Source organism: Streptomyces sp. NRRL B-1140 (assembly GCF_001280065.1).
GTDB lineage: Bacteria > Actinomycetota > Actinomycetes > Streptomycetales > Streptomycetaceae > Streptomyces.
The window spans coordinates 74,346-99,997 of record NZ_LGEA01000125.1 but is presented as its reverse complement, the minus strand read 5'-3'; the positions used below and the strand labels follow the sequence as shown (position 1 = coordinate 99,997).

Genomic DNA, 25,652 nt, shown 5'->3' with positions numbered 1-25,652 from the left:
AGCGCCACGCCCGTCCGGTGGTAATTCAGGGGTTATGTCCGTAACTGGGCTGTGAAGCAGGTCATTCCGGGGCGGCGCCGTCCCCTGGCCACCGGGATGCCTCACACGTCCCCGTACGCCTCCCCGCCCGTCTCGAAGCCGGCCGAACCGGCGGTGACGTCGGCGAGCCAGGAGCGGAAGGCGTCCACGTCGGAGTCGGGGAGGGCGATCTCGATCGTGACCGCCTCGCCGTAGCGCACGTCACGGACGTCGCGGCCGGTGCTGCGCAGGTCGTTCTCCAGCTTGCCGGCCCGCTGGTGGTCGACGGTGACCGTGGCCAGCCGGTACCTGCGTCGGGTGCGGGTGCCGAGGGCGTCCAGGGCTTCGCCGACCGCTCCGCCGTAGGCCCGGATGAGCCCGCCCGCTCCGAGTTTGACCCCGCCGAAGTAGCGGGTGACCACGGCGACGACGTACCGCATGTCGCGGCGCAGCAGCATCTGGAGCATGGGGACGCCGGCGGTGCCGCCGGGTTCGCCGTCGTCGCTCGCCTTCTGGACGGAGGCGTCGGCCCCGATGACGTAGGCCCAGCAGTTGTGGTTGGCGTCGGCGTGCTCCTTGCGGACCGCGGCGATGAAGTCCTGCGCCTCCTGCTCGGTGGCCGCCGGGGCGAGCGCGCACAGGAAGCGGGAGCGGCTGACCTCGGTCTCGTGCACGCCGGAACCGGCCACCGTGCGGTATTGGTCCTGCATCCGGCCAGCCTAATCCAGCGGCTTGGTCCGGCCCCCGCAAGGGGCCAGCGGGCGGCTTGCGACGAACAGCGGAACGCCTTCGGCCACCAGCTCCGGGCCCTGCTCAAACAGCTGGACGCGACCTGCCAAGCCGCGGATGATCTCGCCGCAGCCGCCGAAGCCGCCTTCCACCAGCACGCCGACAGCAAGATCCTGCTCAGCTTCCCCTGGCTTGGCCCCCTGCTCGCAGCCCGCGTCCTCGCCGAGATCGGCGACGACCGGCCTCCAGAGTCGGCAGCCCTTCGACGAAGACCGGGCCTTCGCACCCCTGCTCTCGTCCGCGACCGGGTAGGCAGCAGCCGGGAGTGACCGGAGCACCGCAGATGATCGATGATCTGCGGATGCGTCCCTTGAAGCACGGCTACACCAACAGCACCCTTGGCGACGGTGCCGTTGTGAAAAAGACCTATGAAGGACCCGACGCCGACCTCAGACTGCGTCGCGAGCACACTCTGCTGACCCGGCTCCAGGACCAGTTGCCAGTGCCGCCGGTGCACGCAGCGACCACAGCCACCCTGACGCTCGGCTTCGTGGCAGGCGCCCCTGGCCAGGAACTCCTGGAAGCTCAGCCTGCGGCGGTGCTGGCGAGCTGCGGAGAACTGCTGCGTCGCATCCACACGGTCGCGCCCGCCGTGCTGACCGCGGGCAGGCGCGAGGCCGGCGAGGTCCTGGTGCACGGGGACTTCGGGCCCAACAATGTGCTGCTCAATCCCGACACTCTCGAAGTCACCGCCGTAGTCGATTGGGAGTTCGCCCACCTCGGAGCTCCCGTCGAAGACCTTGCCTGGTGCGAGTGGGTCGTGCGGATGCATCACCCCGGATGCGTCCACGCCCTCGACCACTTCTTCCGAGCCTACGGCGGGCAGGTGCCCACGTGGGCGGACCGCAGGGCCGCCATGCTGGCCAGATGCGAACAACTGCGTCAGTTCTGCGACCGCTGGGAGGCGAACGGTCCAGGCGTGAGGCAGTGGCAGGAACGCACCGCAACGACAGCAGGCTGGAGTGAATAGTCCGGCAGCCGCCCGTGAGCGATCGGGACACGCACATCGCCGCGGCCGGCTTGACTTCTTAGCCCCCTGAGATGTCTGACGGGGTGACGCACGACGGCCCGGCGGGGCGGGCCGCCGAAGCCGTCGGGAAACCCCCGCTACGAGTGGGCCACGACCTCACCGGCCGTGACCTGGGGCGGGTTGGGCAGCAGCTCGGCGAGCCGGTCCCGGACGAAGCCGCCCGCCCTCTGGGTCGACTCCTCGGCGCCGGCCCGGTCCTCGAAGATCCCGGTCGACACCATCACCCCGCCGCCGGCATCGACGAAGTAGTAGGCCACGAGCCCCTGGACCTGGCGGACGAGCGGCAGGAACTCCTCGTTCACCCGGCGACCCGCCTCAGCCGGGTCGGTCACCCCTTCGTACCGCCGGATCACTGCGTGCATGACTGGTCTCCTCATGGGTCGGCACGGCGTTCGACTCAGACGCCTTACCCGCCGCGGGACGTGTGCGCAGCGCGGGCGGGGCGCACATCACCGGAAAGGCCGCATGCCCGTGCCCCCGGGGGCAGGGCTAGTGCTTCGGCCCCCGGGGCACGGTCACGGACGTCAGCAGCGCGACGCCGGGGGCCAGCGCCTGCCAGGTCGTGCCATGCCAGGACAGGACGGCGATCGCGGAGGTGGGGAATTTCGTGCGGACCTGCTCCAGGGTGTCGTCGAGGCCGTCAGCGGCGAGGGCCAGGACCAGTTCCTCCAGCCCTGGGTTGTGCCCGATCAGCAGCAGCGTCTCCACCTCGGCGGGCACCTCGTGCGCCACGGCCAGCAGGCCGGACGGGCCGGCGGCGTACAGGCGCCGGTCGTGCCGGACCGGCGGGGGTGTGCCCCACTCGGCCGCGGCCAGGTCCCAGGTGCGGCGGGCGCGGACGGCGGTGGAGCACAGCGCGAGGTCCGGCAGGAGATCGGCGTCGGCCAGGGCCCGTCCCGCCGCGGGGGCGTCTCGGCGGCCCCGCGGGGCGAGAGGGCGTTCGTGGTCGGCGACGTCCAGGGGCCAGGCCGACTTGGCGTGCCGCAGCACGACCAGGCGGCGCAGCGGGCCGGCGCTGCTGCGGGCGATCATGACGGCGCTCCCAGGTCACTGGTGAGGTCGAGGCCGAGGAGCCGGTCGGCGTAGGCGTATGTCTCGAAGCGGGCGCCGTCCGCCAGTTCCGGGTCGCTCTCCACCCCGCGCAGGACCTCCAGCACTCGCGGCACGTCGAGGTCGGCCTCCCACGCTTCGCGCAGCCGCTCCCGCACGCCGTCGGGGACAGGCCGAGAGGGCTGTCGCGCCCAGCGGGCGACCGCGGTGCGCCAGCGGGCGAGGGTGGCACCGGCCTCGTCGAGTCCGGCGGGCTCCAGCCGGACGGGGGCGCTGTGGTGCCGGGTGATCAGGGCGAGGCGCAGGGCGGCTGGGTCGCTGTGATCCGGCGGGCCGGACTCGACCGGAGCGACGGTGATCCGTACCCCGCCGGTCACCGCCTCGCCCTCGGCGGCGACGTGGACGACCTGGGACTCGCCCAGACCGGCACCCACGTCGGTGCTGTCCTCGAAGGGGCGGATGCCGAGGGCCGTGGCGCCCGCGCGCAGCTCCGCCTGCCGGTCGCCGCCGGTCAGCAGGGCCCACACCGGTGTGCCGCCGAGCTCCAGGGTCCGCACGAGCAGGTCCCCGACGAGCAGAACCCGCAGGTCCGTCGTGCCGGAACCCGACGCGTGCACCTGGACGCGCGTCAGACCACGGCGGGCCGGAGCGGCGTCGACCGGTTCACGGGTTCGGGCGTCGATGATGCGCAGCACGAGGCGAGCGTAGGCGGGCGGACGGGCCCGCGCAGGCAGGCCGAGCGTTTTCCGGCCACCGTGGCGCGATCTGCAGACCTCTGTCGGGGACGGCCGCTCCTTTCAGTCCAGTGTGCCGAGGAACCGCACATGAGGCCGTCCTTCGGGCCCTTCCCGGCTGACGGCGGCCCGCACCCCGTACACCTCGGCGATGAGCTCCGCCGTGAGGACGTCTCCCGCAGGACCGGCCGCCACCACCCTTCCCGCGCGCAGGACGACGACCCGGTCGCAGTACATCGCCGCGAGGTTGAGGTCGTGCAGGGCGACGACGGTGGTGACGGGCAGGCTCGTGACCAGGGCGAGCAGGTCGAGCTGGTGGTGGATGTCGAGGTGGTTGGTGGGCTCGTCGAGGAGGAGTTCGCGGGGTTCCTGGGCGAGGGCGCGGGCGATCTGCACCCGTTGGCGTTCACCGCCCGAGAGGGTGTGCCAGAGCCGGCCGGCCCGGTCGGCGAGACCGGTGCGCTCCAGGGCCGCGCGCACCGCCCGCTCGTCGTCGGCGGAGGAGGGTGTCCAGGCGCGGCGGTGCGGGACGCGTCCGAGCCGCACGACGTCCATGACCGTCAGCTCGACCTGGGTGTCCGTCTGTTGCTCGACGACCGCGAGGCGGCGAGCGACCGTGCGGCGGGGCAGCTCGGCCAGGGGCGTGCCGTCGAGGGTGACGACCCCGGATGACGGCGGCAGCAGCCCGGCGAGCAGCCTGAGCAGGGTGGACTTGCCGGAGCCGTTGGGGCCGAGGACGCCGACCGTGGAGCTGGTCTTCGGCGCGAGGACGACGCCGTCCAGGATGAGGCGCCCGTCGGCACGGCGGCTGACCCGGTCGGCCCGCAGCCCCGTCCCCGCCGACGTCTCCGCGCCGCTCACCGCACCCTCCGGGTCCGGTACAGCACCGCCACGAACGCCGGCACTCCGATCAGCGAGGTCACGACTCCCACGGGGACCTCCTGCGGATCGAGGACGGTACGGGCCAGGGTGTCCACCCACACCAGGAAGACCGCTCCCGCGAGGGCGGTGACCGGCAGCAGCCGTGCGTGCCCGGGGCCGGTCAGGGCCCGGGCGGCGTGCGGCAGGACCAGTCCCACGAAGCCGATCGCCCCGGCCGAGCTGACGAGAGCCGCCGTGAGCAGGGCCGTGACGCACAGCAGGACCAGACGGGTCCGGGCGACGGACACCCCGAGCGCGGCGGCGGCGTCCTGCCCGAAGGCGAAGGCGTCCAGGGTCCGGGCGTACGACAGGCACACCACCAGTGCCACCGCCAGCACGCCCAGGCACAGCCACACGTCGGTCCAGCCCGCGCCGCCGAGCGAGCCGAGGAGCCAGAACAGCACGCCGCGGGTCGTCTCGGCGTCGGCGGAGGTCATCACGATGAAGGAGGTCAGCGCGGAGAAGAGCTGCATGGCGGCCACGCCCGCGAGGACGACCCGGTCGGTGGTGCCGCCCAGGGTGTGGCTGAGAAGCAGCACCAGGGCGAAGGACAGCAGGGCGCCGAGGAACGCGCCCGCGGACACCGGGAGGGCGCCGCCGCCCACCCCGAGCACGACGACGAGGACCGCTCCGGTGGAGGCACCCGAGGACACCCCGAGGACGAACGGATCGGCGAGCGGGTTGCGCAGCAGGGACTGCATCACCGCCCCGCACACGGCGAGTCCTGCCCCGCAGACGGCGGCCAGCAGCGTGCGAGGCAGCCGCAGCTGCCAGACGATGCCGTCCCGGATCGGCGTCAGACCCGCGTCGCCGAGGCCGAGATGGGCGGCCACGACGGACCACACGTCGGCGACGCCGAGATCGGCGGGGCCGATCGTGATGGCCGCGGCGAGGGACGCCACGAGCGCGACGGCCCCGGCCAGGCCCAGTGCGAGCCCGGCCAGGCGCCCGGGCCCGGCGGCGGGCAGCCCCTGCTCCCCGGCGGTCACTTCACCAGCCCGAACCGGCGCAGCCCCGCGGCCACCTGTTCCACACCCTCGACGGTGCGGATGGTGGGGTTCATGGCCTGCCCGCTGAGCAGCACATACCGCTTGTGCCGGACGGCGTCCATGTTCCTGGTGACCGGGTTGGACTCCAGGAAGGCGATCTTCTTCGCGGCCGACTCGGCGGTCTGGGACTTGCGGGTCAGGTCGCCGATGACGAGGACGTCGGGGTCGCGGTCGGCGACGGTCTCCCAGTTGACCTGTGGCCACTCCTCGTGGGTGTCGTCGAAGACGTTCTTCGCGCCGAGGGCCCGGGTGATGATGCCGGGTGCTCCGCAACAGCCCGCCATGTAGGGCGACTCGGAGTTCGCGAACCAGTACAGGAGGCTGACGTCGGAGGCGTCCATGCCCTGCGTGGCCTTCGTCATGCGCTGCCGGAGGGAGGCCACGAGTGCGTCGCCGCGTTTCCTCACGCCGAACACGGTCGCGAGGTCGTGGACTTCGCCGTAGACGGTGTCGATGTCGAGGGCCTTGTCGCGGGTGCCGTCGCCCCCGCCCGAGTTGTCCTTGCCGGCGCAGTCGGACGGGGAGACGTAGGTGGGGACGCCGAGTTTCTCGAACTGCTCGCGGGTGGCGACGCCGCCCTTGCCGAGGGTGGAGACGAAGGAAGCGGTGACGAAGTCGGGCTCGGCGTCCAGGACGCGTTCGAAGGACGGGTTGTCGTCGGCGATGCGCGGCACCCGGGCGTTGGCCTTCTCCAATCCCTTCATCACGGGGTCGGTCCAGGTGGCCGTGCCCGCGAGGCGATCGGCGAGACCGAGGGAGAGCAGGATCTCCGTGGTGCCCTGGTTGAGGGACACCGCGTGGCGAGGTGGGGCGGCGACACGGACCTCGTGCCCGCAGTCGGTGAGCGTGACGGCGGCCTTCGCGTCGGTGGACGGGCCGCCGCCGCAGCCGGTCAGGAGCAGGGAGCCGGTGATGAGCAGGACGGCGGCGCGAGCGGGTCGGGCCAGGGGCACGGGAACCAGTCCTCAGTCGTCGAGGGCCCGATCGCGGGGCCCGGTCGTACGGTGCTCCCCCGCCGCGCGCGGCCGCGGGGGCCGCCAGCAGGTCTTCGGACTCGGGTTCACCCGGGTCGGAGCGCCTTCCCGGACGTCCGTGCGGAAGTCCAGTGGCCGAGGCCCCGCCCGTCCCCCTCACCGCTGCGCGTCAGTTCCGGATTCGCACCGGATTCCCTGACCCACGTACATGGGTTCGACTGGCTTCGGCAAGCTATCACGGGGGCCGTCCGGGGAATCACCGCGCACCCGGAGCCGTTGAACGGAAAGCAGTTCGTCCACGACTCGCGAGGAGGCCGCCGGTGTACGGCGACGAGGCAACGGTCCGCAGGATCCTCACCGAGCTCGGCGACACCTGGGCCGTGGTGGGCCTGTCGTCGAACCGGCAGCGCGCCGCGTACGGCGTCGCCGCCGTGCTCCAGCGCTTCGGCAAGCGCGTCGTGCCGGTGCACCCGAAGGCGGAGACCGTGCACGGGGAGAAGGGGTACGCGAGCCTCGCGGACATCCCCTTCGACGTGGACGTCGTGGACGTGTTCGTGAACAGCGACCTCGCCGGAGCCGTCGCGGACGAGGCGCTCGCCAAGGGCGCGAAGGGCGTCTGGTTCCAGCTCGGCGTGATCGACGAGGCGGCGTACCACCGGACCCGCGCGGCGGGCCTGGAGATGGTGATGGACCGCTGCCCGGCCATCGAGATCCCACGGCTGCCTCATCACCGCGTACAGGAATCCTGAAGCGTTCCCCAGGAAATACCCGCAGCCGGTCAAGGCTTCCCGCGCCCGGTCAAGGCTCCACAACTCGTCTTCTGCCCTTGGGCAGTCGATTCCTAATCTGAGGCCTCTTGCTCACCGAACTCCCCGAGTTCATCTATGAGAGGCCCTGAATTCATGGAAAGAGACGGCCTGCGCCGTGATGTCGGGCTGATCGGGCTCATGTGGGCCTCGGTCGGCTCCATCATCGGCTCGGGCTGGTTGTACGGCGCCGAGAAGGCCGTCGTGGCGGCCGGCCCAGCGGCGATCCTGTCCTGGCTCATCGGTGCGGTGGCGATCGTGCTGCTGGCGCTGGTGCACGCGGAACTCGGCGGCATGTTCCCGGTCGCCGGCGGCACCGCCCGTTATCCGCACTACGCGTTCGGCGGACTGGCCGGCATGTCCTTCGGCTGGTTCTCCTGGCTGCAGGCCGCGACGGTGGCACCGATCGAGGTCGAGGCCATGATCGGCTACGCCGGGCACTGGCACTGGGCGCAGGGCTTCCAGCACTCCAAGGACGGAACGCTGACGACGAGCGGCTTCGTCGTCGCGGTCGCCCTGATGGCCGTGTTCGTCGTCGTCAACTTCCTCGGGGTGCGGATCCTGGCGCACACCAACAGCGCCGCCACCTGGTGGAAGGTGGCCGTGCCGCTGGCGGCGATCTTCATCATCGCGGCGGGCAACTTCCACCCGGGCAACTTCACCGAGCACGGCTTCGCGCCGTTCGGTGCCCGCGGTGTGCTGAGCGCCGTCAGTTCCAGCGGCATCATCTTCGCCCTGCTGGGCTTCGAGCAGGCGATCCAGCTGGCGGGCGAGAGCCGGGACCCGCAGCGGGACCTGCCGCGCGCGACGATCGGTTCGGTCGCCATCGGGGCGGCCGTCTACGTCCTGCTGCAGATCGTCTTCATCGCCGCCCTGCCGCTGGGCTCCTTCGCGCACGGCTGGACCAAGCTCGACTACCCGGGCATCAGCGGCCCGTGGGCGGGGCTCGCGACCCTGCTGGGCCTGGGCTGGCTGAGCGTGGTGCTGTACCTGGACGCGGTGGTCTCCCCGGGCGGCACCGGCCTGATCTACACGACGGCCACCTCCCGCGTCTCCTACGGGCTGGCCCGCAACGGCTACGCGCCGAAGATCTTCGTCCGCACCGACGCGCGCGGCGTGCCGTGGTTCGGGCTGATCGTGTCCTTCGTGACGGGCGTGGTCTGCTTCCTGCCGTTCCCGAGCTGGCAGCAGCTGGTCGGCTTCATCACCTCGGCGAGCGTGCTGATGTACGCGGGCGCCCCGCTGGCCTACGGCGTCTTCGCGGACCGGCTGCCGCACCGGGAACGCCCCTACCGCCTGCCCGGCGGGAAGGTCCTCTCACCGCTGTCGTTCGTGGTGGCCAACCTCATCATCTACTGGTCCACCTGGGACACCCTGTGGCGGCTCGGCGTGGCCATCGTCCTCGGCTACGTCCTGCTCGGCGGCTACGCCTGGTACGCCACGCGCAAGGGCCTGCCCGACGCTCCCCGGCTCGACTGGAAGGCCGCCCAGTGGCTGCCCGTCTACCTGCTCGGCATGGGCGTCATCTCCTGGCAGGGCGGATTCGGCGGCCAGGGGCACCTCGGACTGTGGTGGGACATCCTGGTCGTCGCGGTGTTCTCGCTGGCGATCTACTACTGGGCCCGGGCCTCGGCCTCCCTGTCCGGCGAGATCGAGCGGAGCATCGAGGAGGTGGCCGTCACTCAGGTGCCGGTCCACTGAGACCCGCCTCCATAATGTGCGCATGCCCCACGCCTCTCCGCCCCCGAACTCCGGCGCCCCGCAACGCTTCCCAGTCGTTGTCGTGGGCGCCGGTCCGGCAGGTCTGACCGTCGGCAACATCCTGCGGGCCGCGTCCGTCGACTGTCTGGTGCTGGAGACGGAGACCCGCGAGTTCATCGAACAGCGGCCCCGCGCCGGGGTCATCGAGGAATGGGCCGTACGGGGCCTGGAGAAGCGGGGCCTCGCCCGGAACCTCCTGGACCGGGCGGAACTGCACACCGCGTGCGAGTTCCGCTTCGACGGGGAGCGCTACCGGTTCCCCTACGGTGAGTTGACGAGCAGTCACCACTTCGTCTACCCGCAGCCGTTGCTGGTGACCGACCTGGTGCGCGAGTACGCCGACGTCCGCGGCGGCGAGGTCCGCTTCGGCGTCCGGGACGTGGAGCTGCACGACATCGACAGCGACCGGCCGTCGGTGTCGTACACCTGCCCCGGGACGGGCGAACGCCGGCTGGTGCACTGCGACTTCGTCGCCGGGTGCGACGGGGCACGCGGAGCGACCCGGGCCTCGCTCCCTCCCGAGCGGCTCCGGATCGCGCGGCACGACTACGGCGTCGGCTGGCTCGCCCTGCTCGCCGAGGCGCCGCCGTCCGCCGACTGCGTGCTGTTCGGCTGCCACCCGCGCGGGTTCGCCGGCCAGATGCCACGCAGCCCGGACGTGACCCGCTACTACCTCCAGTGCCCGCCCGGTGACTCCCCGGACGACTGGCCGCACGAACGCGTCTGGTCGGAGCTCCGGCAGCGGCTCGGGGCGGCCGGCGCGCCCCCGCTGACCGAGGGACGGCTGATCGAGAAGCGCGTGCTGGACATGCACGACTATGTGGTCGAGCCGATGGTGCACGGCCGCCTCCACCTCGCCGGCGACGCGGCCCATCTGGTCGCCCCCATCGCCGCCAAGGGCATGAACCTGGCCCTGCACGACGCCTTCCTGCTGGGCGACGCCCTGGTCACCCGGCTGGTCACGGGTGACGGCAGCGGTCTGGCCGGTTACGAGCAGGCGTGCCTGCGACGGGTGTGGGACTACCAGGAGTTCTCGCAGTGGCTGTCCGAGGTGTTCCACGGCGCGGCGGCGGACGACGCGTTCCGGGCGGGCACCGCGCGCGCCAGGCTGCGCCGCCTGTTCACCTCTCCGGCCGCGGCGGCCGCCTTCGCCGAGCAGTACCTCGGGACGGCGGTTCGTCACTGAGCGGGCCGTACGCGTCCTCGGGACCGCCACACGGAGGCGGCGTACTCGTCGAGACCGCGGCGCGCGGCGGAGCGGGCCGTCCTCGGCGGCTGTGGCGCGCTGCCCGGCGAGCCGTGCTCAGTCGTGCAGGGGGCGGTCGCTGAGCCGGTGGTCGGCCACGTTCAGTGCCTCGTCGACCAGCCTGCGCAGGTGGCCGTCGGGTAGCGAGTAGATCACCCGGCGCCCCTCCTTGCGCGTGGTCACCAGGCCCGCCAGACGCAGTCGCGCCAGGTGCTGGCTGACGGCCGGCCTGGCCGCCCCGCACACCTCCGTGAGCGTCGTGACGTCGGCCTCTCCCCTGGTCAGCGCGTGCAGCAGGGCGAGCCGGGTCCGGTCCCCCAGCAGGGCGAGGAGCTCCGCGGCGAGGGCGAGCTGTTCCTCGCCGGGGCTGCGCGGATGCGCATCGTGCGCAGATGACAGGTGCATGCGTGCGCTCATACGCACATAATGGCGGCACGGCACGGGTACGTCCACTCCCGCGCGCACCGGAAGGGGATCCACGTGAGCGAACGGCACGAGCACGCCCACTCTCACCAGCACGACCATGGCCACGAGCACGGCCCCCGGCACGGCCTGCGCCACCGGATGGCCCACCTCCTCGCCCCGCACTCCCACGAAACCGCCGACAAGGTCGACTCCGCCCTCGAGTCCTCGGCGCGCGGGATGCGGGCGCTGTGGGTCTCCCTCGCCGTACTCGGCGTGACGGCGCTGGCCCAGGCCGTCGTCGTCGCCGTCTCGGGATCGGTGGCCCTGCTCGGGGACACGGTGCACAACACCGCGGACGCGCTGACCGCCGTCCCGCTCGGCATCGCCTTCGTGCTGGGCCGGCGCGCGGCCACACGCCGCTTCACCTATGGCTACGGACGCGCCGAGGACCTCGCCGGGCTCGTGATCGTCCTGACGATCGCGGCGTCCGCGGTCTTCGCGGGCTGGACGGCTGTCGAGCGGCTGCTGGATCCGCGCCCGGTCGAGCACGTCCCGGCGGTCGCCGTGGCCGCTGTCGTCGGCTTCGCCGGAAACGAGTGGGTGGCCCGCTACCGCATCCGCGTCGGCCGTTCGATCGGCTCGGCCGCGCTGGTCGCCGACGGTCTGCACGCCCGGACCGACGGCTTCACCTCCCTGGCTGTGTTGCTGGGAGCCGGTGGCTCGGCCCTGGGGTGGCAGCCGGCCGATCCGATCGTCGGTCTGCTGATCACGGCGGCGATCGTACTGGTGCTGCGGGACGCCGCCCGTGAGGTGTTCCGCCGGGTGCTGGACGCCGTCGACCCGGCCCTGGTGGACCGGGCCGAGCAGGCCCTGGCCGAGGTACCCGGGGTGCGCGGGGTGGGTGAACTGCGGCTGCGCTGGATCGGCCACCGGCTGCGCGCCGAGGTGGCGGTCGTGGTGGACGGCGGGGCCACAGTGCGCGAGGCCCACCGCATCGCCGTGGACGCCGAGCACGCGCTGCTGCATGCTGTGCCGCGGCTGACCGCGGCTCTGGTGCACGCGGACCCGGAGCCGGTGCCGGGCGAGAGCGATCCCCATCTCCCGCTGGCCCACCATATGGCGGCGTAGGTCAAGCGACACGGCGGTTTCGGGTGGATCAGCGGTGGCCGGTCCTGGCGAAAGTCAGGTCCACCGCCTCGCGTCACCCGGTGTCGCGGCACAGGGCGTTGTACGCCGCCCAGGCGTTCAGCAGCGGTGGGGCCACCGAACCGCGCCGATGCCGGCCCGCGGCGGACCGAGTGACCGCGAAGCGCACAACGGCAGGCCGTGCCGCCGGGAACTGTGAGAGCAGCAGCGCGATGGCACCGGTGACGAAGGGCGCGGCTGCGCTGGTGCCGGTGATCCTCAGCGGCTTCCCGGCGCTGCCGAGGCTCGTGACGTCCTTGCCCGGCGCGCTGAGTCCGCGTCTGCCGATCTCCGCCCCCAGGTTGGACAGACTCAGCGGCCGGCCGTCGCCGTCACAGGCGATCACCGGAATCGTCCAGGGATGACGGGTGATGACCGAGGTGCCGAGCGTTCCGTGGTTGCCTGCCGCGACGACGACGATCACGCCTTTGTTCGCGGCATGGTCCAAGGCCTCGTCCAGCACTCGGTGACGGCCGCTGGACGGCTCCGCCTGCGCGAGGCTGAGGTTGAGCACTCGGGCGCCCGCGTCCACGGTCTCGACGATGGCCGCCGCCAGCTCCTCGGCCCGCGCTCCGGAGAGGCATCCGTACTCCGGGGCACCGGCAGACGTGGCCGGGCGGGACGAGAAGACGGGCCGCGACAGCAGGGTGCAGTGCGGGCAGATGCCCGGCGCCGCGGACCCTCGTCGCGCGCTGAGGATTCCGGCGACGAAGGTTCCGTGAGCGCAGCAGGGGTCGTCCGCGCCGCAACCCCCCTGCTGCGCGGGGTGGAGCTCTCGCACGGGATGGCCCCGCAGATCGGGGTGATCCCGTGCCACTCTTCCGTCGATCAGTCCGACGGCGATGTTGGACCGGCCGGGCGTGCGCTCCATCAAGGGAGTGAGCCCGACCAGAGTCAACGGGTTCATTCGTGCTACCAGCCGTTGCCGCCGCCGTACTCCTGCGAGCACATGTAGTCGAGACACTTCGCAACGCAGCGTCGCGGGTCGTAGGAACGCTTGCAACTGGTCTGGCACACCGGCCTGAACTCTATTTCGCAGAGTCCTTGGGGGACGATCCGGTCTCCGTACGGTCCGCCCTCGGGGCGCGGCATTCGGCCGCCTCCCGCTGTCCTTGTCTCGTACACCGCCGATGCGGCGGTGAAGCCGGGAATCCTCATGGTGATCGCTTCTCCTTCGGCGTCAGCCCGAGATACGGGCCTTCGCACAGGTCGACGTCTTCACCGACGCAGCGGTCCATGCGGGCGACCAGGTCGGCAGACACGTGACTGTGTCGTTCTGTTCGCATTCCCCGCCCTCTCCGTCCACCTCCACCTGTCTCTCATCGGTCGTAGTACGGCGACCAGTTGGTCCTCGTGAAGGGAAACATCTCGGTGACGTCGATGCGCATGAAAGACTTCTCCGTCACATCCACCTTGCGGCTCGTGAACGAGAACACGATGTCCAGGATCCTTCGACTGCCGCTCAGTCTCGAGGGACAGACTTCCACAGCGCTCAGACGGAATCCCCTCGCGTACTCCCTGACCGTCTCCTGATAAATCTTCTCGTTCCGGACGGCCGCGTAATTGATGGCACGATGCTCATCCGTGGCGCCGGAGTTGTCGCCGATCTGCAGGAGCCTTTCAAGAAGCTTCCCGGACGCCGTTTCGAAGTCTTCGGCGGGTATCTCGGAAGGGCGCTCGACCGCCCTGATCAGTTCCCCGCTGTCGAATGAGTAGATCTGCTCGAAGACGACGACCGGCACGGTCAGGCCGTTGCACAACTCGGGCGGAGCGACAGGCCCGCGCCTTCCGATCACCACGTCGAGGTCCCAGGGGCCGCTCACGGGACGAATCGCCTCGATCAGCAGGTCGTAACCCGCCGAGTCACGAGGGTGCAGGATGTAGGTCTCGACCCCTTGAACGGACAGAACGAAGCACAACTGTCTGACCAGGTAACGATTGTCCGGATCCGACAGCACGCGGTACAGCGCCTCGTCGTCCGTCAGATCCGGTGGCTCGGCCCGTCCGACGGCCTGGGCGAACTCCTTCTCCACGCCCAGACTGGGGAATTGCACACGGATCTGCCCCAATGCGTAGACATAGCCCGGGCCTCCGCCGGTCTCCGTATGAGCGGCCTCCAGCGGCTGCTCCTCGTCCGTGGCGGACAGGGGTGTTCCGGAACAGTGGCAGGCGGCCCGCGTCAGCGAGGGGTCCTCGGCCGGCACCACCCCCGTCCGTTCGTCGTCACTCTCGTCCACGGACTGGCTCGTCAGCATGCCGGTCTGTTCGGACTCCATGGGTGACTCCTCCCACAAGCCGTCATGACATCTACGGTGAGCCGTCGTCAGCTACCGGCGGCCACGTCGGTTCGAGAACGCCACCCACTGGTTCAGGGCGGCGGCCCGTCGCTCACAGCCGCCGCAGGGCCGTATCCCCGCCGCGTACGTCACGCGCTTGACGACGTCTCCCAGCCCCACCTCTTCGTCACCGGTCACGAACCCGGGGATCCGCATACGCCGGGGCCGTAGTTCGGCGGCCTTCTCCGCGTGAGCGTTCCGGCCGGAGTTCTCGTCCTCGCTGCTCATCGCCACCACTTCCGCAATCAGGATGAGGGCGGCCGACGGGACGCACGGGCGGTACACCCCCGACGGCGGACCGTGTACACCTGATGCGACCAGAGCCTCGGTCTCTCCCCCTTCCCATGTTCCACCTGCCCCTCCCGGCCCGCACCTCGGTCCGTCACCAAGTCCTTCCGGCGTCACACTCCGGTTTCACCTCCGAGGCCGACGCCCTTGCTTCACAGTCGACTTGACGGCCTGTCGCGGAGACGGGCGACGCCGTGACCTGATCCGAACGGCAGGCCCTGCGTTTCACCGGCTCAGGTCACGGGTGGCACCGAGACGGCCATGACCATGTCCATGGGGGCGTCGCCGGTGTTGCCGTAGGTGTGCGGGACGTTCGCCTCGAAGTGGACGCTGGCGCCCGCGGGTACGCGGTGCTCGACGCCGTCGACGGTGAGGGTCAGTTCGCCCGCCGTGACGTGCAGCAGTTCGGTCGTGCCGGCGGGGTGCGGGTCCGACGGGCTGCTCTCGCCGGGCATGAGCCGCCAGTCCCACATCTCCAGCGGGCCGGGTGCCTCGGTGCCCGCGAGGAGCCGGTTGTAGCTGCCGGCGTCGGTGTGCCACAGCCGTACGGCCTGCTCGGCCGGGACGACGCGGACGTTCGGGCCCTGCTCGTAGTCGAGCAGGGTGGTGATGCTGACGCCGAGGGCGTCGCCGATCTTGACGACGGTGCCGAGGCTGGGGTTGGTGCGGGCCTGCTCGATCTGGATGAGCATGCCGCGGCTGACACCGGCCCGGGCGGCGAGCACGTCCAGGGTGAAGCCGCGCACCGCGCGCCAGTGCTTGACGCTCCGCGCCAGGGACTGGGTCAGCAGGTCGAGGTCCGACACGTTCCGTCCAATATTCTGTATGACACAGTGCAACAGACTGCACTATGGTGTGGTTGACCTGATCGTTCACTGCACTGTACTGCGAGGTATCCGTCCCATGACAGCGCTCTTCGCCCTGGCCACCAGCCTGTTGTGGGGCCTGGCCGACTTCGGCGGCGGTCTGCTGACCCGGCGCACGCCCGCCCTCACGGTGGTCGTGGTCTCGCAGTCGATCGCGGTGGTGGTGCTCGGCGCCGTCGTGGTCGCGACCGGCGGCTGGAGCGAGACGGGGCCGCAGCTGTGGTTCGCCGTGGCGGCCGGGCTGGTCGGGCCGGTGGCGATGCTCGCCTTCTACAAGGCGCTGGCGCTCGGCCCCATGGGCGTGATCTCGCCGCTGGGCTCGATCGGTGTGGCGGTGCCGGTCGGGGTGGGGCTGGTGCTGGGCGAGCGCCCCGGCCTGCTGCAGTTCGTCGGCATCCTGGTGGCCGTCGCCGGTGTGTGCCTCGCGGGCGGCCCGCAGTTCCGTGGAGCCCCGGTCCAGCGCCAGGCCATCGCCCTGACCCTGCTCGCGGCGTTCGGCTTCGGCGCGGTGATGGCGCTGATCGCCGAGGCGTCGACGACACTGACCGGCCTGTTCCTCGCCCTGTTCGTCCAGCGGGTGACGAACGTCGCCGCCGGCGGACTGGCCCTCTGCGTCTCGGTGCGGCGCGGGTCGCCCGCGCTTCCGGCGGACGGCTTCCCCTGGCGCTCTCTTCCCGCCCTCGCCTTCGTCGGCCTCGCGGACGTCGCCGCGAACGGTACGTACTCGATCGCCGCGCAGCACGGCCCGGTGACGGTGGCCGCCGTGCTGGCGTCTCTGTACCCGGTGGTGACGGCCGTGGCGGCGCGGGGCGTCCTGCGTGAACGGCTGCGGGCGGTACAGGCCGCGGGAGCAGGGCTCGCCCTCGTCGGGACGGTACTGCTGGCATCGGGCTGAGCCCGGCGGTTCAGGAACCCGGCTCCAGCTTCGCCAGACCGGCCGCATTCTCCTCGTCCAGCTGGGCCAGTCGGGCAGCCGTCTCCTCGTCCAGGTCCGACAGCGCGCGCAGCTGCTCGGGGGTGACGCCCTCCGGTATGGGCACCGGCGCGGGAGTGCGCAGCGGCGGCTGCCAGCCGTCCGCGGGTGTCCAGCGGCGTACGACCCGGGCGGGCGCGCCGGCCACCACGGCGTGGTCGGGCACAGCGCCCCGCACCACGGCGCCGGCGGCCACCACCACGTTCCGCCCTATCCGGGCGCCCGGCAGGATCACCGCACCCGTGCCGATCCAGCAGCCCGGCCCGATCTCCACCGGTTCCATCCGCGGCCACTGCTTGCCGATCGGCTCGTGCGGATCGTCGTAGGAGTGGTTGGTGGAGGTGACGTAGACGTACGGGCCGAAGTAGCAGTCGCTGCCGATGGTGACCGTGGTGTCCGCGATGACGTGGCTGCCCCGGCCGAGGACGACACCGTCGCCGATGCGCAGGATCGGGTCGGGGCCGAGGTCGAGGTCGGGCATCAGGCCCGCGGTGAGGGTGACCTGCTCGCCGATGATGCAGTGGGAGCCGAGGTGGATCCAGGGTTCCCCGAAGACCGTGCCGAGCGGGAAGGCCAGTCTGGTACTCGTTCCCATCGCGCCGAAGCGGTAGCGGCCGGGGTGCTCGGCGGTGACCGAGCCCGTGCGCTGCAGCCAGGCCCAGCCCGCGTGGACGGCGCGCTGTGTCAAGCCCCGCCGCCAGGATGAGAACGTGTTCTTGCGCTTCGGCACGACCTCACGGTACTCACCGGTAGCTCCACCCGCGGCGTCGCAGGCCTGTGATCTTCGCCCCACCGGGTGGCGTACGGTTTGCGCGTTGTCTACGACGTTCCTGGAGGCGGACATGTCGCAGCGGGCGATGATCACGGGGATAGGCGGCAGGGAGCCGGAGATCCATGGGACGGCGTTCGTGGCGCCCACGGCGTCGGTGATCGGAAGCGTGACGCTGGGGGCGGGAGCGAGCGTCTGGTACGGGGCCGTGGTGCGCGGCGACGTCGAGGCGATCTCCGTCGGGGCGAGCAGCAACGTCCAGGACAACTGCACGCTGCATGCCGACCCCGGATTTCCCGTGACGGTGGGTGAGCGCGTGTCCATCGGGCACAACGCGGTGGTGCACGGGGCGACGGTCGAGGACGACTGTCTGATCGGCATGGGGGCGACGGTCCTGAACGGGGCCGTCATCGGGGCCGGGTCGCTGGTCGCCGCACAGGCGCTGGTGCCGCAGGGGATGGTGGTGCCGCCCGGATCACTGGTGGCAGGCGTACCCGCGAAGGTCCGGCGGGAGCTGTCGGAGGAGGAGAAGCAGGGCGTCACCCTCAACGGCACGATGTACGCCGAGTTGGCGAAGGCGCACCGGGAGGTGCATGCGTAGGTTGTCCGGCGGGTGCGGGTGGGTGGTTGCGCGCGTAGTTCCCCGCGGCCCTGAAGGCGTGCTACTCCCCGGCGATCACGGGCTGGGCCTTCTTCGCCCTGCGCTTGATCACCAGCATGGACGTGAGGCCCACCAGGACCGCCGCCACCAGGCCCAGCCACGAGAAGCGCTTCAGCCAGGACTCCGCGACGATGCCGACGTAGTAGATGACCGCCGTCGTGCCCCCCGCCCAGACGATGCCGCCGAGGACGTTGGCGATGAGGAACTTCCAGTACGGCATGCGGAGCACACCGGCGAGGGGGCCCGCGAAAATGCGGAGCAGGGCGACGAAGCGGCCGAAGAAGACGGCCCACATGCCCCACTTCTCGAAGGAGCGCTCGGCGGTGGCGATGTGGCCCTCGCTGAAGTGCTTGGGGAACTTGCCGCCGAGCCAGGCCAGCAGGGGCCGTCCGCCCTTGCGGCCGATGGCGTAGCCGATCGAGTCGCCGATGATCGCGCCGGCCGTGGCGCTGGCGCCGAGGACGACGGGGTCGATCTCGCCGTTCTGGGACGCGAGCAGCGCCGAGGAGACGAGGATGATCTCGCCCGGCAGCGGGATGCCCAGACTCTCCAGGCCGATGACCAGCCCGACCAGCGCGTATACGGCGACCGCGGGTACGGTTTCGAGCCACTCCTGGACGTGCAACGCCGGTTCCTTTCGCTGAGCCTCCCTGCGTGCCCGGGGAAGCCTACCGGCTTCTAGGACGTCCCTCGGAGCTCAGGCGTTCCAGCTCCACTCGGCGACCTCGGGCAGGTCGGTGCCGTGCTCGCGGATCCAGGCGTGGTGGCGGGTGCGGGCGTCGGCCATCCGCTGGCGCACGGCCGTGGCGCGGACCGCGAGGCCGGGGACGCGGTCGATGACGTCCATGACCAGGCGGTAGCGGTCGAGGTCGTTGCGGACGACCATGTCGAACGGCGTGGTCGTGGTGCCGGCCTCCTTGTAGCCGCGCACGTGCAGGTTCTGGTGGCCGGTGCGGCGGTAGGCGAGCCGGTGGATCAGCCACGGATAGCCGTGGTAGGCGAAGATCACCGGCTTGTCGGTGGTGAACAGCCCGTCGTACTCGAAGTCGCTCATGCCGTGCGGGTGTTCGCCCTGGGGCAGCAGCCGGGCGAGGTCGACGACGTTGACGACCCGGACGGACAGCTCGGGCAGGTACCGGCGGAGCAGGTGGGCGGCGGCGAGGGTCTCCTGGGTCGGGACGTCACCGGCACAGGCCAGGACGACATCGGGCTCGCCGCCGTCCTCGGTGCCCGCCCACTCCCAGATGCCGGCGCCCCGGGCGCAGTGCACCTTGGCCTCGTCCATCGACAGCCAGTCGAAGCAGGGCTGCTTGCCGGCCACGATCACGTTGACGTAGTCGCGGCTGCGCAGGGCGTGGTCGGCCACCGACAGCAGGGTGTTGGCGTCCGGCGGGAGGTAGACGCGGACGACCTCGGGGCTCTTGTTGAGGACGTGGTCGACGAAGCCGGGGTCCTGGTGGGAGAAGCCGTTGTGGTCCTGCCGCCACACATGGGAGGTCAGCAGGTAGTTGAGGGAGGCGATGGGGGCCCGCCAGGGCAGCCTGCGCGAGGTGCGCAGCCACTTGATGTGCTGGTTGACCATGGAGTCGACGATGTGCACGAACGCCTCGTAGCAGGAGAAGAACCCGTGCCGGCCGGTGAGCAGGTAGCCCTCCAGCCAGCCCTGGCAGAGGTGTTCGGAGAGCACCTCCATCACCCGGCCGTGCCGGTCGAGGTGCTCGTCCACGGGCAGGGCCTGGGCCTGCCAGGTCTTGCCGCCGGCCTCGTAGACGGCCTGGAGCCGGTTGGACGCGGTTTCGTCCGGGCCGACCAGGCGGAAGTCACGGCGGCCGGCGGTGTCGCGCATGATCCGGGCGAGGAGGTCGCCGAGGACGCGGGTCGGCTCGTGCGTCGTCGTGCCGGGCTTGTCGACGGGCACGGCGAAGTCGTCCAGGGACGGAACGGGCAGGTCGCGGACGAGCAGGCCGCCGTTGGCGTAGGGGGTGGCGCCGAGACGCCTGGTGCCCTCGGGGACGCAGGCGAGGACGTCCGCGACCGGGCGGCCCTCGGTGTCGAACAGTTCCTCGGGCCGGTACGAGCGCAGCCAGGACTCCAGCTGCCGCAGGTGCTCGGGGTTGTCGCGGACGCCGGACAGCGGCACCTGGTGGGCGCGCCACGTGCCCTCGACCGGGTCGCCGTCGACCTCGGCCGGGCCGGTCCAGCCCTTGGGGGTGCGCAGCACGATCACCGGCCAGCGCGTGCGCTCGGTCGCGCCCTGCTCGCGTGCGGCACGCTGAGCGGCGGCGATGCGGTCGAGCGCGGTGTCCATGGCCTCGGCCATGGCGCGGTGGACGGTGGCCGGGTCGTCCCCGGCGACGTGGATCGGCTCGTGGCCGTAGCCGCGCAGCAGCGCGTCGAGCTCCTCCTCGGGGAGGCGGGACAGCACGGTCGGGTTGGCGATCTTGTAGCCGTTGAGATGCAGGATCGGCAGGACGGCACCGTCGTGGACGGGGTCGAGGAACTTGTTGGCGTGCCAGGACCCGGCGAGCGGCCCGGTCTCCGCCTCACCGTCGCCGATCACACAGGCCACGAGCAGATCCGGGTTGTCCAGGGCGGCACCGTAGGCGTGCGCGAGGGAGTATCCGAGTTCACCGCCCTCGTGGATCGAGCCGGGCACTTCCGGGGCGACGTGGCTCGGCACGCCGCCGGGGAAGGAGAACTGCCGCATCAGCAGCTCCATGCCCTGCGCGTCCCGGGACGCGTCCGGGTACTTCTCGCTGTAGCTGCCCTCCAGCCAGGAGTTGGCGAGGACCGACGGCCCGCCGTGGCCCGGGCCCCAGACGCACAGGGCGTCGAGCCCCCGGTTCTTGATCACCCGGTTGAGGTGCGTGTGGACGAGGTTCAGCCCGGGTGACGTGCCCCAGTGGCCGAGCAGCCGGGGTTTGATGTGCTCGGGCCGCAACGGCTCGGTGAGCAGGGGGTTCGCCAGCAGGTAGATCTGACCGGCCGCCAGGTAGTTGGCGGCCCGCCAGTGGGCGTCCAGCGTGCGCAGTTCCTCGTCGGTCGGCGCGGTCCTGCTGTCCTGGCGCGGGGCCTCGGGCATGGGTGACTCCCTGGGTTCTGCGGGCGGACTCAGGAGGAGTACCAGTTTGTTCCGGTTCGATGCCAGGCGCCTGTCGGTCGTCCCGCACTCGGACGTGTCGAGCGGGTTCGGACCGCCCCGGGCGGCCTCCGCGCCGCAGGGCCGGCTCACCCCCGCACGGCCTGGCTCTACCGCGCCGTGCCGGGGCCCTCGCTCGGGACCCCGGGCGGCCACCCTGTACCGCTTGACGGCGTGCGCGAAGCGCACGGCCCCTACGGCAAGCGCACCGCCGAGTGCGGCGTCGTCACGGCGTCTGTGACGGTGGCAGGCGCGCGTCCGAGGACGCCGGAGCCGAAGCCACTCCGCGGCGCGGGCCCACCGGCTCCCTCAGCCCCGGCCCCACCGGCCCCCGACTCGGCTCCACCGCAGCAGCCCACCTGCGCGAACCGCGTCTCGTACCGTTCCTGCGGCAGTTCCCCGGGGTCGGTGCGCGGCGGCACGGGCCGCCGCCCGGGCGGGGCGTCGTCGTACGGCCGCTGCTCGCGCTCCCGGCGGCTCTCCCCCGGAGCGTCCTGCGCGCGCTTCTCCCGCGACTCCCCCCTCCCTCCGGACATCGCGGCCGGTTCCAGCGCCCAGCGCTGCGCCCCGGATCCGTCGCGGGCGGTGACGATCACGTCCCGGCCCTTCCCGGGCGCCAGGGCCAGCCCCTTGCCCCCACGCGGCAGGAGTTCACCGCGCACGGTCAGGTCGTAGCGGACGACTCCCGCGTGGGCGAGGCAGCCGGCCAGGGCGACCGAGCCGTCCGCGGTGCCGGAGCCGAGGCACAGCGTGGGGTCGGCTGCGCTGCGCAGGACGCCGTCGTCCTGGTACGACCATTGCTGGGATCCGCCCGTGGAACACCTGGTCAGCACGACACGGGCGCCGGCGCGGGTGCGGCCGCCGAGGAGGCCGACGCACAGGCCCTCGTCGAGGTTGCGCAGCCGTCCCCGGGCCACTTCGGCGGCGGTGGCCGCGGAGGCGGCCGACGGGGAAGGGGCGGGCGAGGGTGCGACGGAGTCCGGCCCGGCCGACGAGGATCCCGCGCTGTTCGGGTCCACGGAGTGGCCGCTGACCGCGCCCCAGGTGGCCTGCGGGGCGACGGTGCCGCCCTCCTCGGTCCAGCCCCGGGCGGCGAGCAGGGTCGCGAGCAGCACGAGGGAGGTCACCCCGACGGCGGCGGCCAGCGCCTTCGCGTGCCTCCTCGGCGCCCCGGGCCGGCCGTCCGCCGGCAGGACACGGGGCCGGAGGCGGTGGCGTCCGCCGGCGGACACGGCGCCCTGGCCCTCGACGCGGCCCGGCCGTGATTCCAGGTAGCGGCGGGCACCCCAGCCCAGCACCGTCTCGGTGAGGAGGTCTTCCAGACCGCCCTCGAAATGGCTGAGTTGTTCGGCGGCGTGGCGGCAGTAGCGGCATGCCATGAGGTGCCGTTGCACATCGGGAAGCAGCGCCCCACCACGGCGCATGGGAACGTCCAGCAGACGGTTGTAGTAGCGGCATTCCTGTGTCGGCGCGAGTTCCCGGTGGGCGCGTACGCACCCCGACCTGAATTGCTCGCGTGCCTGTTCCAGGGCGGCCGACGCGGTACCGGCGTCCACTCCCAGCAGACCGGCCGGTACGGATATGGGTTCGGCCTCGACGTCCGTGTGCCAGAGCAGGCATTGGGAAGCCCCCGGAAGGCCGCGGAAAGCGCGCTCCGCAAGGCGTCGCCTTTCGGATGTTCCGGGCCGGGCGGCACGCAGACCGCGGGCGCCGACGGTTTTGCGGAGTTCCGGCAGCACTTGGGAAATACCGTCGTCGGCGGCCCACTCCCGGACCGTCTCCCGGACGGCGGCAAGCAGCCGCGGACGCAGGGCGCCGCCGCCCGGCCGGGCGAGTTCCCTGCGGAAGGCGGCGGCCGCCGCCATCGACGCGGAATCCTCGGCGGACGCCAGGCAGATCACGGCGTATTCGTAGACCGGGCGCCAGTGCCGGGCCAGCAACAGTGCGACGACTCTCGGCCCTTCGGCGGGTTCACCGACCCGGGCGAGGAGATTGCGGTCGGACTCCGCGGGTCCCGCTCCGGGGCGTGGCGCGTACGGCGGGCGTGGGGGGGTGGGGGATTGCACGGAACCATTTCCTTCCAGCCGCAGAAGGCAGGCTAATTGCGCGTCCGTCGGAAAGCAGGTGCGTGATTGGTGCATACCTGTGCCGCGTCAGCCGCGGACTTGACTGTGAGCCGGCTCACTTTCGCACACACGACTGACAGGTAACAAGAAGTTCGGATGACCCACGTTCAAAACGCCGGGATTTCAGATATGTTACCGGCGGTATCCGCACCGGCTTTCGAAAACGTCGGCGCCCGGGGCCGCGAGTTGTGTGCACGCAAAGGCGGTTGGTCACACAATCTCCCCCTCCCGCGCGAGGCGGCGAGCGTCCACCCTGTTCGTGAGGACGACCCGCTCGGCCTCGGCCACGCCGCGCCGTGCGCCCGCCGCGGAGTTCCCGCCCGAAGCAGATCAACCGTCACGGCTGCGTCGCCGTGGAGCCGGCCGGCAAGGAGGGCCTGGTCCGCGTCACAGGCCCGGTCGGGAAGCCGACGGGCAGTCAGGTGCCCGGCCGCTGTGCCGTCACCGGCCACCCGGTCCTCGACCCGGCCGTCTTCCCCGCCTTGGAGCGCACCCTGCCGGGCCGGGGCGGCGAGATCCGGCCGGCCGACGCCCTGCGGGAGATGGCTGCGGCACCACGCCGCACGGGGCGGTCCTCAACGGCGGGCGCCATGACACGGGCGCCGAGGCCGGCCATCTGCGGGATGGCCAGGAGGGCCCGAGAACGTCCTGATGCGGGGCCGGAGTTCGTGACGCGACCCCGGATCCTCTCGGAAGGCTGGACGGAGCGCTCCCGGGACACCGGGACACGGCGGCCCGGGCCGCGAGGGGGTCGGCGTACCGCTGGGGCGGCACGCACGCGCCAGCCCGGTCAGCCGTTGGGCCGCAGGGTCCACACCACGGTCATCTCGCCGGTGACGGCACCGTCGGCCCGCTGGATGGCGATGGCCACCGGGAACTCGGGGCGCTCTCCGGCGTCCAACTGTGCGACGACCTCGGCGGCCGGGCGGCCCAGGGTGGCCGTGGCCGTGACGGCGCCCATCGCCAGCTTCTTGTAGGAGATCTCGGCGCTGACGGCGAGCGGCACGGCGCGCGAGAGCTGGTCCCCGAACGCGGCCAGCACGATCGCCCCGCTCGCGGACTCGCCGAGCGTGAACATCGCACCGGCGTGCGGACCGCCCACGTGGTTGTGGTATTCGCCCTGGTCCGGCAGCGACACCACCGCCCGCTCCGGCGTGGTCTCCAGGAACTGGAGGTTCAGGGTCCGGGCCATGGGCACCGTGGCGGCGAGCATCTCGCCGATGGACATCTGGTCTGCGCTCATGCCCGAATGTTACTCACGAGTAGAGACGCCTGGCCAGGCCGGTGTGACGACCACCGCATCCCTCGAACGACATCCACACCCGGCCGACCCCGGGTTGCCACGCCTCCGTCCACGGGCGGTGACCGAATCGTGTCCGGGGCGCGGCTAGGGTGGCTGCCCATGTGGCCAGGACAGCAGCCGCCCGGGGGCGAGCAGAACCCGCAAGCGAACAACCCGTACCAGCAGCCGGGGTACCAGCAGCCGAATCCCTACCAGCAGCCGGGATACCAGCAGCAGCCCCATCCCTATGGGCAGCAGCCGCAGTGGGGAGCCACCGGGCCGGCCGGCGCGCCGCAGCCCCCGCAGCCGCCGCAGGGCGGTGGCGGCGGCCGGACGAAGCTGGTGGCGATCATCGCGGCCACGGCAGTGGTCGTGGCGGCCGGTGTCACCGGCTTCCTGGTGCTGGGCGGCGACAAGGACGACACGGCCGACGGCGGCAAGCACGGCAAGGACGACAAGGTCACGAGGAGTCCGTCGGCCGAGGAGCCGAGCGCCCCTGCCTCGGACGACAACCCGCGTGGCGGCGAGGCGGCGCAGCCCACCGTCAAGGGCTGGAAGGTCGTCATCAACCCCAAGTGGGGCACGGCCTTCGACGTCCCGGCCGACTGGGAGGTGGCGTCCCCCACGTCGTATGTCTTCTTCGAAGACGAGAAGTCCGACGACGGCAAGCCGCTGATCCTCATGTCGGCACCGGCGTTCTACAAGTCCAAGTGGTGCACGAGCGACGACAACAAGGACGGCAGCACCGAAACCGAGTCCCTGGGCGGGGTGGGCACCAAAGGCGCCGACGGCGCCAAGAACACGGACGAGGTCGCGGTCAACCAGGCGGCCGCGTGGGTGTACGGCGGCTACACGCAACCGGACAAGAAGAGCGTCAAAACCGACGACAAGGCCAAGCCCTACACCACCGCCTCGGGCGTGAAGGGCAGTGTCGCCTGGGCGCACTCGGAGAACACGCCCGACACGGGCAAGTGCGCGAGCGACGGCAAGGCGGTCACGTTCGGCTTCAAGAACTCCGCCGGCGACTTCGTCGCATGGAGCTTCTTCGGTGCCAAGGGCGTCAAGGGTGAGGTGCCCGAGAAGACCATCATGAAGATCCTCAGCACCGTCCGCCTGCACGGCGAGCCGACCGGCGGCTGACCTGGAAGGGCGGACCGGGCCCGCCCCCTGCGACGGAGGCGGGCCCGGTCGCCGGAGCGTGGAGAGGGGCAGCCCCGGACGGGGCGTGCGCGGACCGGCCGTCG

At 71.7% G+C, this 25,652-nt stretch carries 25 protein-coding genes, 1 pseudogene and 1 riboswitch; of the genes and pseudogenes, 9 read left to right on the top strand and 17 right to left on the bottom strand.

Annotation, left to right across the window (positions count from 1 at the left end; all coding sequences use genetic code 11):
* Nucleotides 1-101 precede the first annotated feature (101 nt).
* The gene (locus tag ADK65_RS30450) at nt 102-728 is read right to left on the bottom strand and encodes a YigZ family protein (protein ID WP_053674208.1); all 627 of its coding nucleotides are present in this window, start codon (nt 726-728) and stop codon (nt 102-104) included.
* Between the two features lie 72 nt (nt 729-800).
* Between ADK65_RS30450 and ADK65_RS39010 the strand changes: the two are divergent.
* Both ADK65_RS39010 and ADK65_RS30440 read left to right on the top strand, forming a co-directional pair.
* Nucleotides 801-989 (top strand): annotated as a pseudogene (locus ADK65_RS39010) (IS110 family transposase); the annotation flags it as partial.
* A gap of 101 nt (nt 990-1,090) precedes the next feature.
* Nucleotides 1,091-1,777 carry a phosphotransferase family protein gene (locus ADK65_RS30440; protein ID WP_234353006.1) on the top strand — a complete coding sequence of 229 codons (687 nt, stop codon included), beginning with the start codon at nt 1,091-1,093 and terminating at the stop codon, nt 1,775-1,777.
* Between the two features lie 137 nt (nt 1,778-1,914).
* Here ADK65_RS30440 and ADK65_RS30435 read toward each other — a convergent pair whose 3' ends face one another.
* From ADK65_RS30435 to ADK65_RS30410, 6 genes are all read right to left on the bottom strand, one after another.
* Nucleotides 1,915-2,199 carry a hypothetical protein gene (locus ADK65_RS30435; protein ID WP_053674206.1) on the bottom strand — a complete coding sequence of 95 codons (285 nt, stop codon included), beginning with the start codon at nt 2,197-2,199 and terminating at the stop codon, nt 1,915-1,917.
* 127 nt (nt 2,200-2,326) lie between these two features.
* Entirely contained in the window at nt 2,327-2,869 is a 543-nt protein-coding gene (locus tag ADK65_RS30430) for a SixA phosphatase family protein (RefSeq protein ID WP_053674205.1), read from the bottom strand.
* Entirely contained in the window at nt 2,866-3,582 is a 717-nt protein-coding gene (locus ADK65_RS30425) for a hypothetical protein (protein WP_199825732.1), read from the bottom strand. The genes ADK65_RS30430 and ADK65_RS30425 overlap by 4 nt, the downstream gene beginning before the upstream one ends.
* 102 nt (nt 3,583-3,684) lie before the next feature.
* The gene (locus ADK65_RS30420; RefSeq protein ID WP_053674203.1) at nt 3,685-4,482 is read right to left on the bottom strand and encodes an ABC transporter ATP-binding protein; all 798 of its coding nucleotides are present in this window, start codon (nt 4,480-4,482) and stop codon (nt 3,685-3,687) included.
* The gene (locus ADK65_RS30415) at nt 4,479-5,510 is read right to left on the bottom strand and encodes a FecCD family ABC transporter permease (RefSeq protein WP_053674350.1); all 1,032 of its coding nucleotides are present in this window, start codon (nt 5,508-5,510) and stop codon (nt 4,479-4,481) included. The genes ADK65_RS30420 and ADK65_RS30415 overlap by 4 nt, the downstream gene beginning before the upstream one ends.
* A 17-nt stretch (nt 5,511-5,527) precedes the next feature.
* Nucleotides 5,528-6,544 (bottom strand): ABC transporter substrate-binding protein, encoded by a 1,017-nt coding sequence (locus tag ADK65_RS30410; protein WP_107092420.1) that lies wholly within the window; start codon nt 6,542-6,544, stop codon nt 5,528-5,530.
* Between the two features lie 68 nt (nt 6,545-6,612).
* Nucleotides 6,613-6,803, bottom strand: a riboswitch (cobalamin riboswitch).
* A gap of 82 nt (nt 6,804-6,885) precedes the next feature.
* On the opposite strand from ADK65_RS30410, the gene ADK65_RS30405 reads away from it, so the two are divergent.
* The 3 genes from ADK65_RS30405 to ADK65_RS30395 all read left to right on the top strand — a co-directional run bounded on the left by ADK65_RS30405 (nt 6,886) and on the right by ADK65_RS30395 (nt 10,318).
* The gene (locus ADK65_RS30405; RefSeq protein WP_053674201.1) at nt 6,886-7,314 is read left to right on the top strand and encodes a CoA-binding protein; all 429 of its coding nucleotides are present in this window, start codon (nt 6,886-6,888) and stop codon (nt 7,312-7,314) included.
* Nucleotides 7,315-7,467: 153 nt separating this feature from the next.
* Nucleotides 7,468-9,072 carry an APC family permease gene (locus ADK65_RS30400; protein ID WP_053674200.1) on the top strand — a complete coding sequence of 535 codons (1,605 nt, stop codon included), beginning with the start codon at nt 7,468-7,470 and terminating at the stop codon, nt 9,070-9,072.
* Between the two features lie 22 nt (nt 9,073-9,094).
* On the top strand, nt 9,095-10,318 hold the full coding sequence (locus ADK65_RS30395) for a 4-hydroxybenzoate 3-monooxygenase (RefSeq protein ID WP_053674199.1): 1,224 nt from the start codon (nt 9,095-9,097) through the stop codon (nt 10,316-10,318).
* Nucleotides 10,319-10,435: 117 nt separating this feature from the next.
* Here ADK65_RS30395 and ADK65_RS30390 read toward each other — a convergent pair whose 3' ends face one another.
* Entirely contained in the window at nt 10,436-10,795 is a 360-nt protein-coding gene (locus tag ADK65_RS30390; protein WP_053674198.1) for an ArsR/SmtB family transcription factor, read from the bottom strand.
* A 63-nt stretch (nt 10,796-10,858) separates the two neighbouring features.
* Between ADK65_RS30390 and ADK65_RS30385 the strand changes: the two genes are divergently transcribed.
* On the top strand, nt 10,859-11,911 hold the full coding sequence (locus ADK65_RS30385; RefSeq protein WP_053674349.1) for a cation diffusion facilitator family transporter: 1,053 nt from the start codon (nt 10,859-10,861) through the stop codon (nt 11,909-11,911).
* Between the two features lie 73 nt (nt 11,912-11,984).
* On the opposite strand, the gene ADK65_RS30380 is transcribed toward ADK65_RS30385, so the two are convergent.
* The 4 genes from ADK65_RS30380 to ADK65_RS30365 all read right to left on the bottom strand — a co-directional run bounded on the left by ADK65_RS30380 (nt 11,985) and on the right by ADK65_RS30365 (nt 15,398).
* The gene (locus ADK65_RS30380; protein WP_234353005.1) at nt 11,985-12,839 is read right to left on the bottom strand and encodes a S8 family peptidase; all 855 of its coding nucleotides are present in this window, start codon (nt 12,837-12,839) and stop codon (nt 11,985-11,987) included.
* A 448-nt stretch (nt 12,840-13,287) separates the two neighbouring features.
* Complete coding sequence (locus ADK65_RS30375) at nt 13,288-14,244, bottom strand: hypothetical protein (protein ID WP_159038842.1); 957 nt, start codon at nt 14,242-14,244, stop codon at nt 13,288-13,290.
* Nucleotides 14,245-14,295: 51 nt separating this feature from the next.
* A complete protein-coding gene (locus tag ADK65_RS30370) occupies nt 14,296-14,532 on the bottom strand; it encodes a hypothetical protein (protein ID WP_053674196.1) in 237 nt (78 codons plus the stop codon).
* Nucleotides 14,533-14,825: 293 nt separating this feature from the next.
* On the bottom strand, nt 14,826-15,398 hold the full coding sequence (locus ADK65_RS30365) for an XRE family transcriptional regulator (protein ID WP_053674195.1): 573 nt from the start codon (nt 15,396-15,398) through the stop codon (nt 14,826-14,828).
* Nucleotides 15,399-15,495: 97 nt separating this feature from the next.
* On the opposite strand from ADK65_RS30365, the gene ADK65_RS30360 reads away from it, so the two are divergent.
* Entirely contained in the window at nt 15,496-16,353 is an 858-nt protein-coding gene (locus tag ADK65_RS30360; RefSeq protein WP_053674194.1) for a DMT family transporter, read from the top strand.
* 10 nt (nt 16,354-16,363) lie between these two features.
* Here the strand turns inward: ADK65_RS30360 and ADK65_RS30355 are convergent, their stop codons facing one another.
* Nucleotides 16,364-17,161 carry an acyltransferase gene (locus ADK65_RS30355; protein ID WP_053674193.1) on the bottom strand — a complete coding sequence of 266 codons (798 nt, stop codon included), beginning with the start codon at nt 17,159-17,161 and terminating at the stop codon, nt 16,364-16,366.
* 112 nt (nt 17,162-17,273) lie between these two features.
* On the opposite strand from ADK65_RS30355, the gene ADK65_RS30350 reads away from it, so the two are divergent.
* Nucleotides 17,274-17,801 (top strand): gamma carbonic anhydrase family protein, encoded by a 528-nt coding sequence (locus ADK65_RS30350; protein ID WP_053674192.1) that lies wholly within the window; start codon nt 17,274-17,276, stop codon nt 17,799-17,801.
* A 61-nt stretch (nt 17,802-17,862) separates the two neighbouring features.
* On the opposite strand, the gene ADK65_RS30345 is transcribed toward ADK65_RS30350, so the two are convergent.
* The 4 genes from ADK65_RS30345 to ADK65_RS30330 form a co-directional block, all read right to left on the bottom strand.
* Entirely contained in the window at nt 17,863-18,486 is a 624-nt protein-coding gene (locus ADK65_RS30345) for a DedA family protein (RefSeq protein WP_053674191.1), read from the bottom strand.
* Nucleotides 18,487-18,558: 72 nt separating this feature from the next.
* Nucleotides 18,559-20,943: a phosphoketolase gene (locus ADK65_RS30340; RefSeq protein ID WP_053674190.1), complete on the bottom strand. Its 2,385-nt coding sequence runs from the start codon at nt 20,941-20,943 to the stop codon at nt 18,559-18,561.
* Nucleotides 20,944-21,194: 251 nt separating this feature from the next.
* Entirely contained in the window at nt 21,195-23,066 is a 1,872-nt protein-coding gene (locus tag ADK65_RS30335) for an RICIN domain-containing protein (protein ID WP_234353004.1), read from the bottom strand.
* A gap of 850 nt (nt 23,067-23,916) precedes the next feature.
* Nucleotides 23,917-24,369, bottom strand: coding sequence for a DUF4442 domain-containing protein (locus ADK65_RS30330; protein ID WP_234353003.1), 453 nt, complete (start codon nt 24,367-24,369; stop codon nt 23,917-23,919).
* A 159-nt stretch (nt 24,370-24,528) separates the two neighbouring features.
* Here ADK65_RS30330 and ADK65_RS30325 point away from each other — a divergent pair, with 159 nt between their 5' ends.
* Complete coding sequence (locus ADK65_RS30325) at nt 24,529-25,548, top strand: hypothetical protein (protein WP_053674187.1); 1,020 nt, start codon at nt 24,529-24,531, stop codon at nt 25,546-25,548.
* The last annotated feature ends 104 nt before the right edge of the window (nt 25,549-25,652 follow it).

What these genes read in the sequence shown, in the direction of transcription:
- ADK65_RS30450 (WP_053674208.1), bottom strand. Translation starts at nt 728, where the DNA reads ATGCAGGACCAATACCGCACGGTGGCCGGTTCCGGCGTGCACGAGACC.
- ADK65_RS30440 (WP_234353006.1), top strand. Translation starts at nt 1,091, where the DNA reads ATGATCGATGATCTGCGGATGCGTCCCTTGAAGCACGGCTACACCAAC.
- ADK65_RS30435 (WP_053674206.1), bottom strand. Translation starts at nt 2,199, where the DNA reads ATGCACGCAGTGATCCGGCGGTACGAAGGGGTGACCGACCCGGCTGAG.
- ADK65_RS30430 (WP_053674205.1), bottom strand. Translation starts at nt 2,869, where the DNA reads ATGATCGCCCGCAGCAGCGCCGGCCCGCTGCGCCGCCTGGTCGTGCTG.
- ADK65_RS30400 (WP_053674200.1), top strand. Translation starts at nt 7,468, where the DNA reads ATGGAAAGAGACGGCCTGCGCCGTGATGTCGGGCTGATCGGGCTCATG.
- ADK65_RS30395 (WP_053674199.1), top strand. Translation starts at nt 9,095, where the DNA reads ATGCCCCACGCCTCTCCGCCCCCGAACTCCGGCGCCCCGCAACGCTTC.
- ADK65_RS30390 (WP_053674198.1), bottom strand. Translation starts at nt 10,795, where the DNA reads ATGAGCGCACGCATGCACCTGTCATCTGCGCACGATGCGCATCCGCGC.
- ADK65_RS30380 (WP_234353005.1), bottom strand. Translation starts at nt 12,839, where the DNA reads ATGGAGCGCACGCCCGGCCGGTCCAACATCGCCGTCGGACTGATCGAC.
- ADK65_RS30375 (WP_159038842.1), bottom strand. Translation starts at nt 14,244, where the DNA reads ATGGAGTCCGAACAGACCGGCATGCTGACGAGCCAGTCCGTGGACGAG.
- ADK65_RS30370 (WP_053674196.1), bottom strand. Translation starts at nt 14,532, where the DNA reads ATGAGCAGCGAGGACGAGAACTCCGGCCGGAACGCTCACGCGGAGAAG.
- ADK65_RS30360 (WP_053674194.1), top strand. Translation starts at nt 15,496, where the DNA reads ATGACAGCGCTCTTCGCCCTGGCCACCAGCCTGTTGTGGGGCCTGGCC.
- ADK65_RS30350 (WP_053674192.1), top strand. Translation starts at nt 17,274, where the DNA reads ATGTCGCAGCGGGCGATGATCACGGGGATAGGCGGCAGGGAGCCGGAG.
- ADK65_RS30340 (WP_053674190.1), bottom strand. Translation starts at nt 20,943, where the DNA reads ATGCCCGAGGCCCCGCGCCAGGACAGCAGGACCGCGCCGACCGACGAG.
- ADK65_RS30330 (WP_234353003.1), bottom strand. Translation starts at nt 24,369, where the DNA reads ATGAGCGCAGACCAGATGTCCATCGGCGAGATGCTCGCCGCCACGGTG.
- ADK65_RS30325 (WP_053674187.1), top strand. Translation starts at nt 24,529, where the DNA reads ATGTGGCCAGGACAGCAGCCGCCCGGGGGCGAGCAGAACCCGCAAGCG.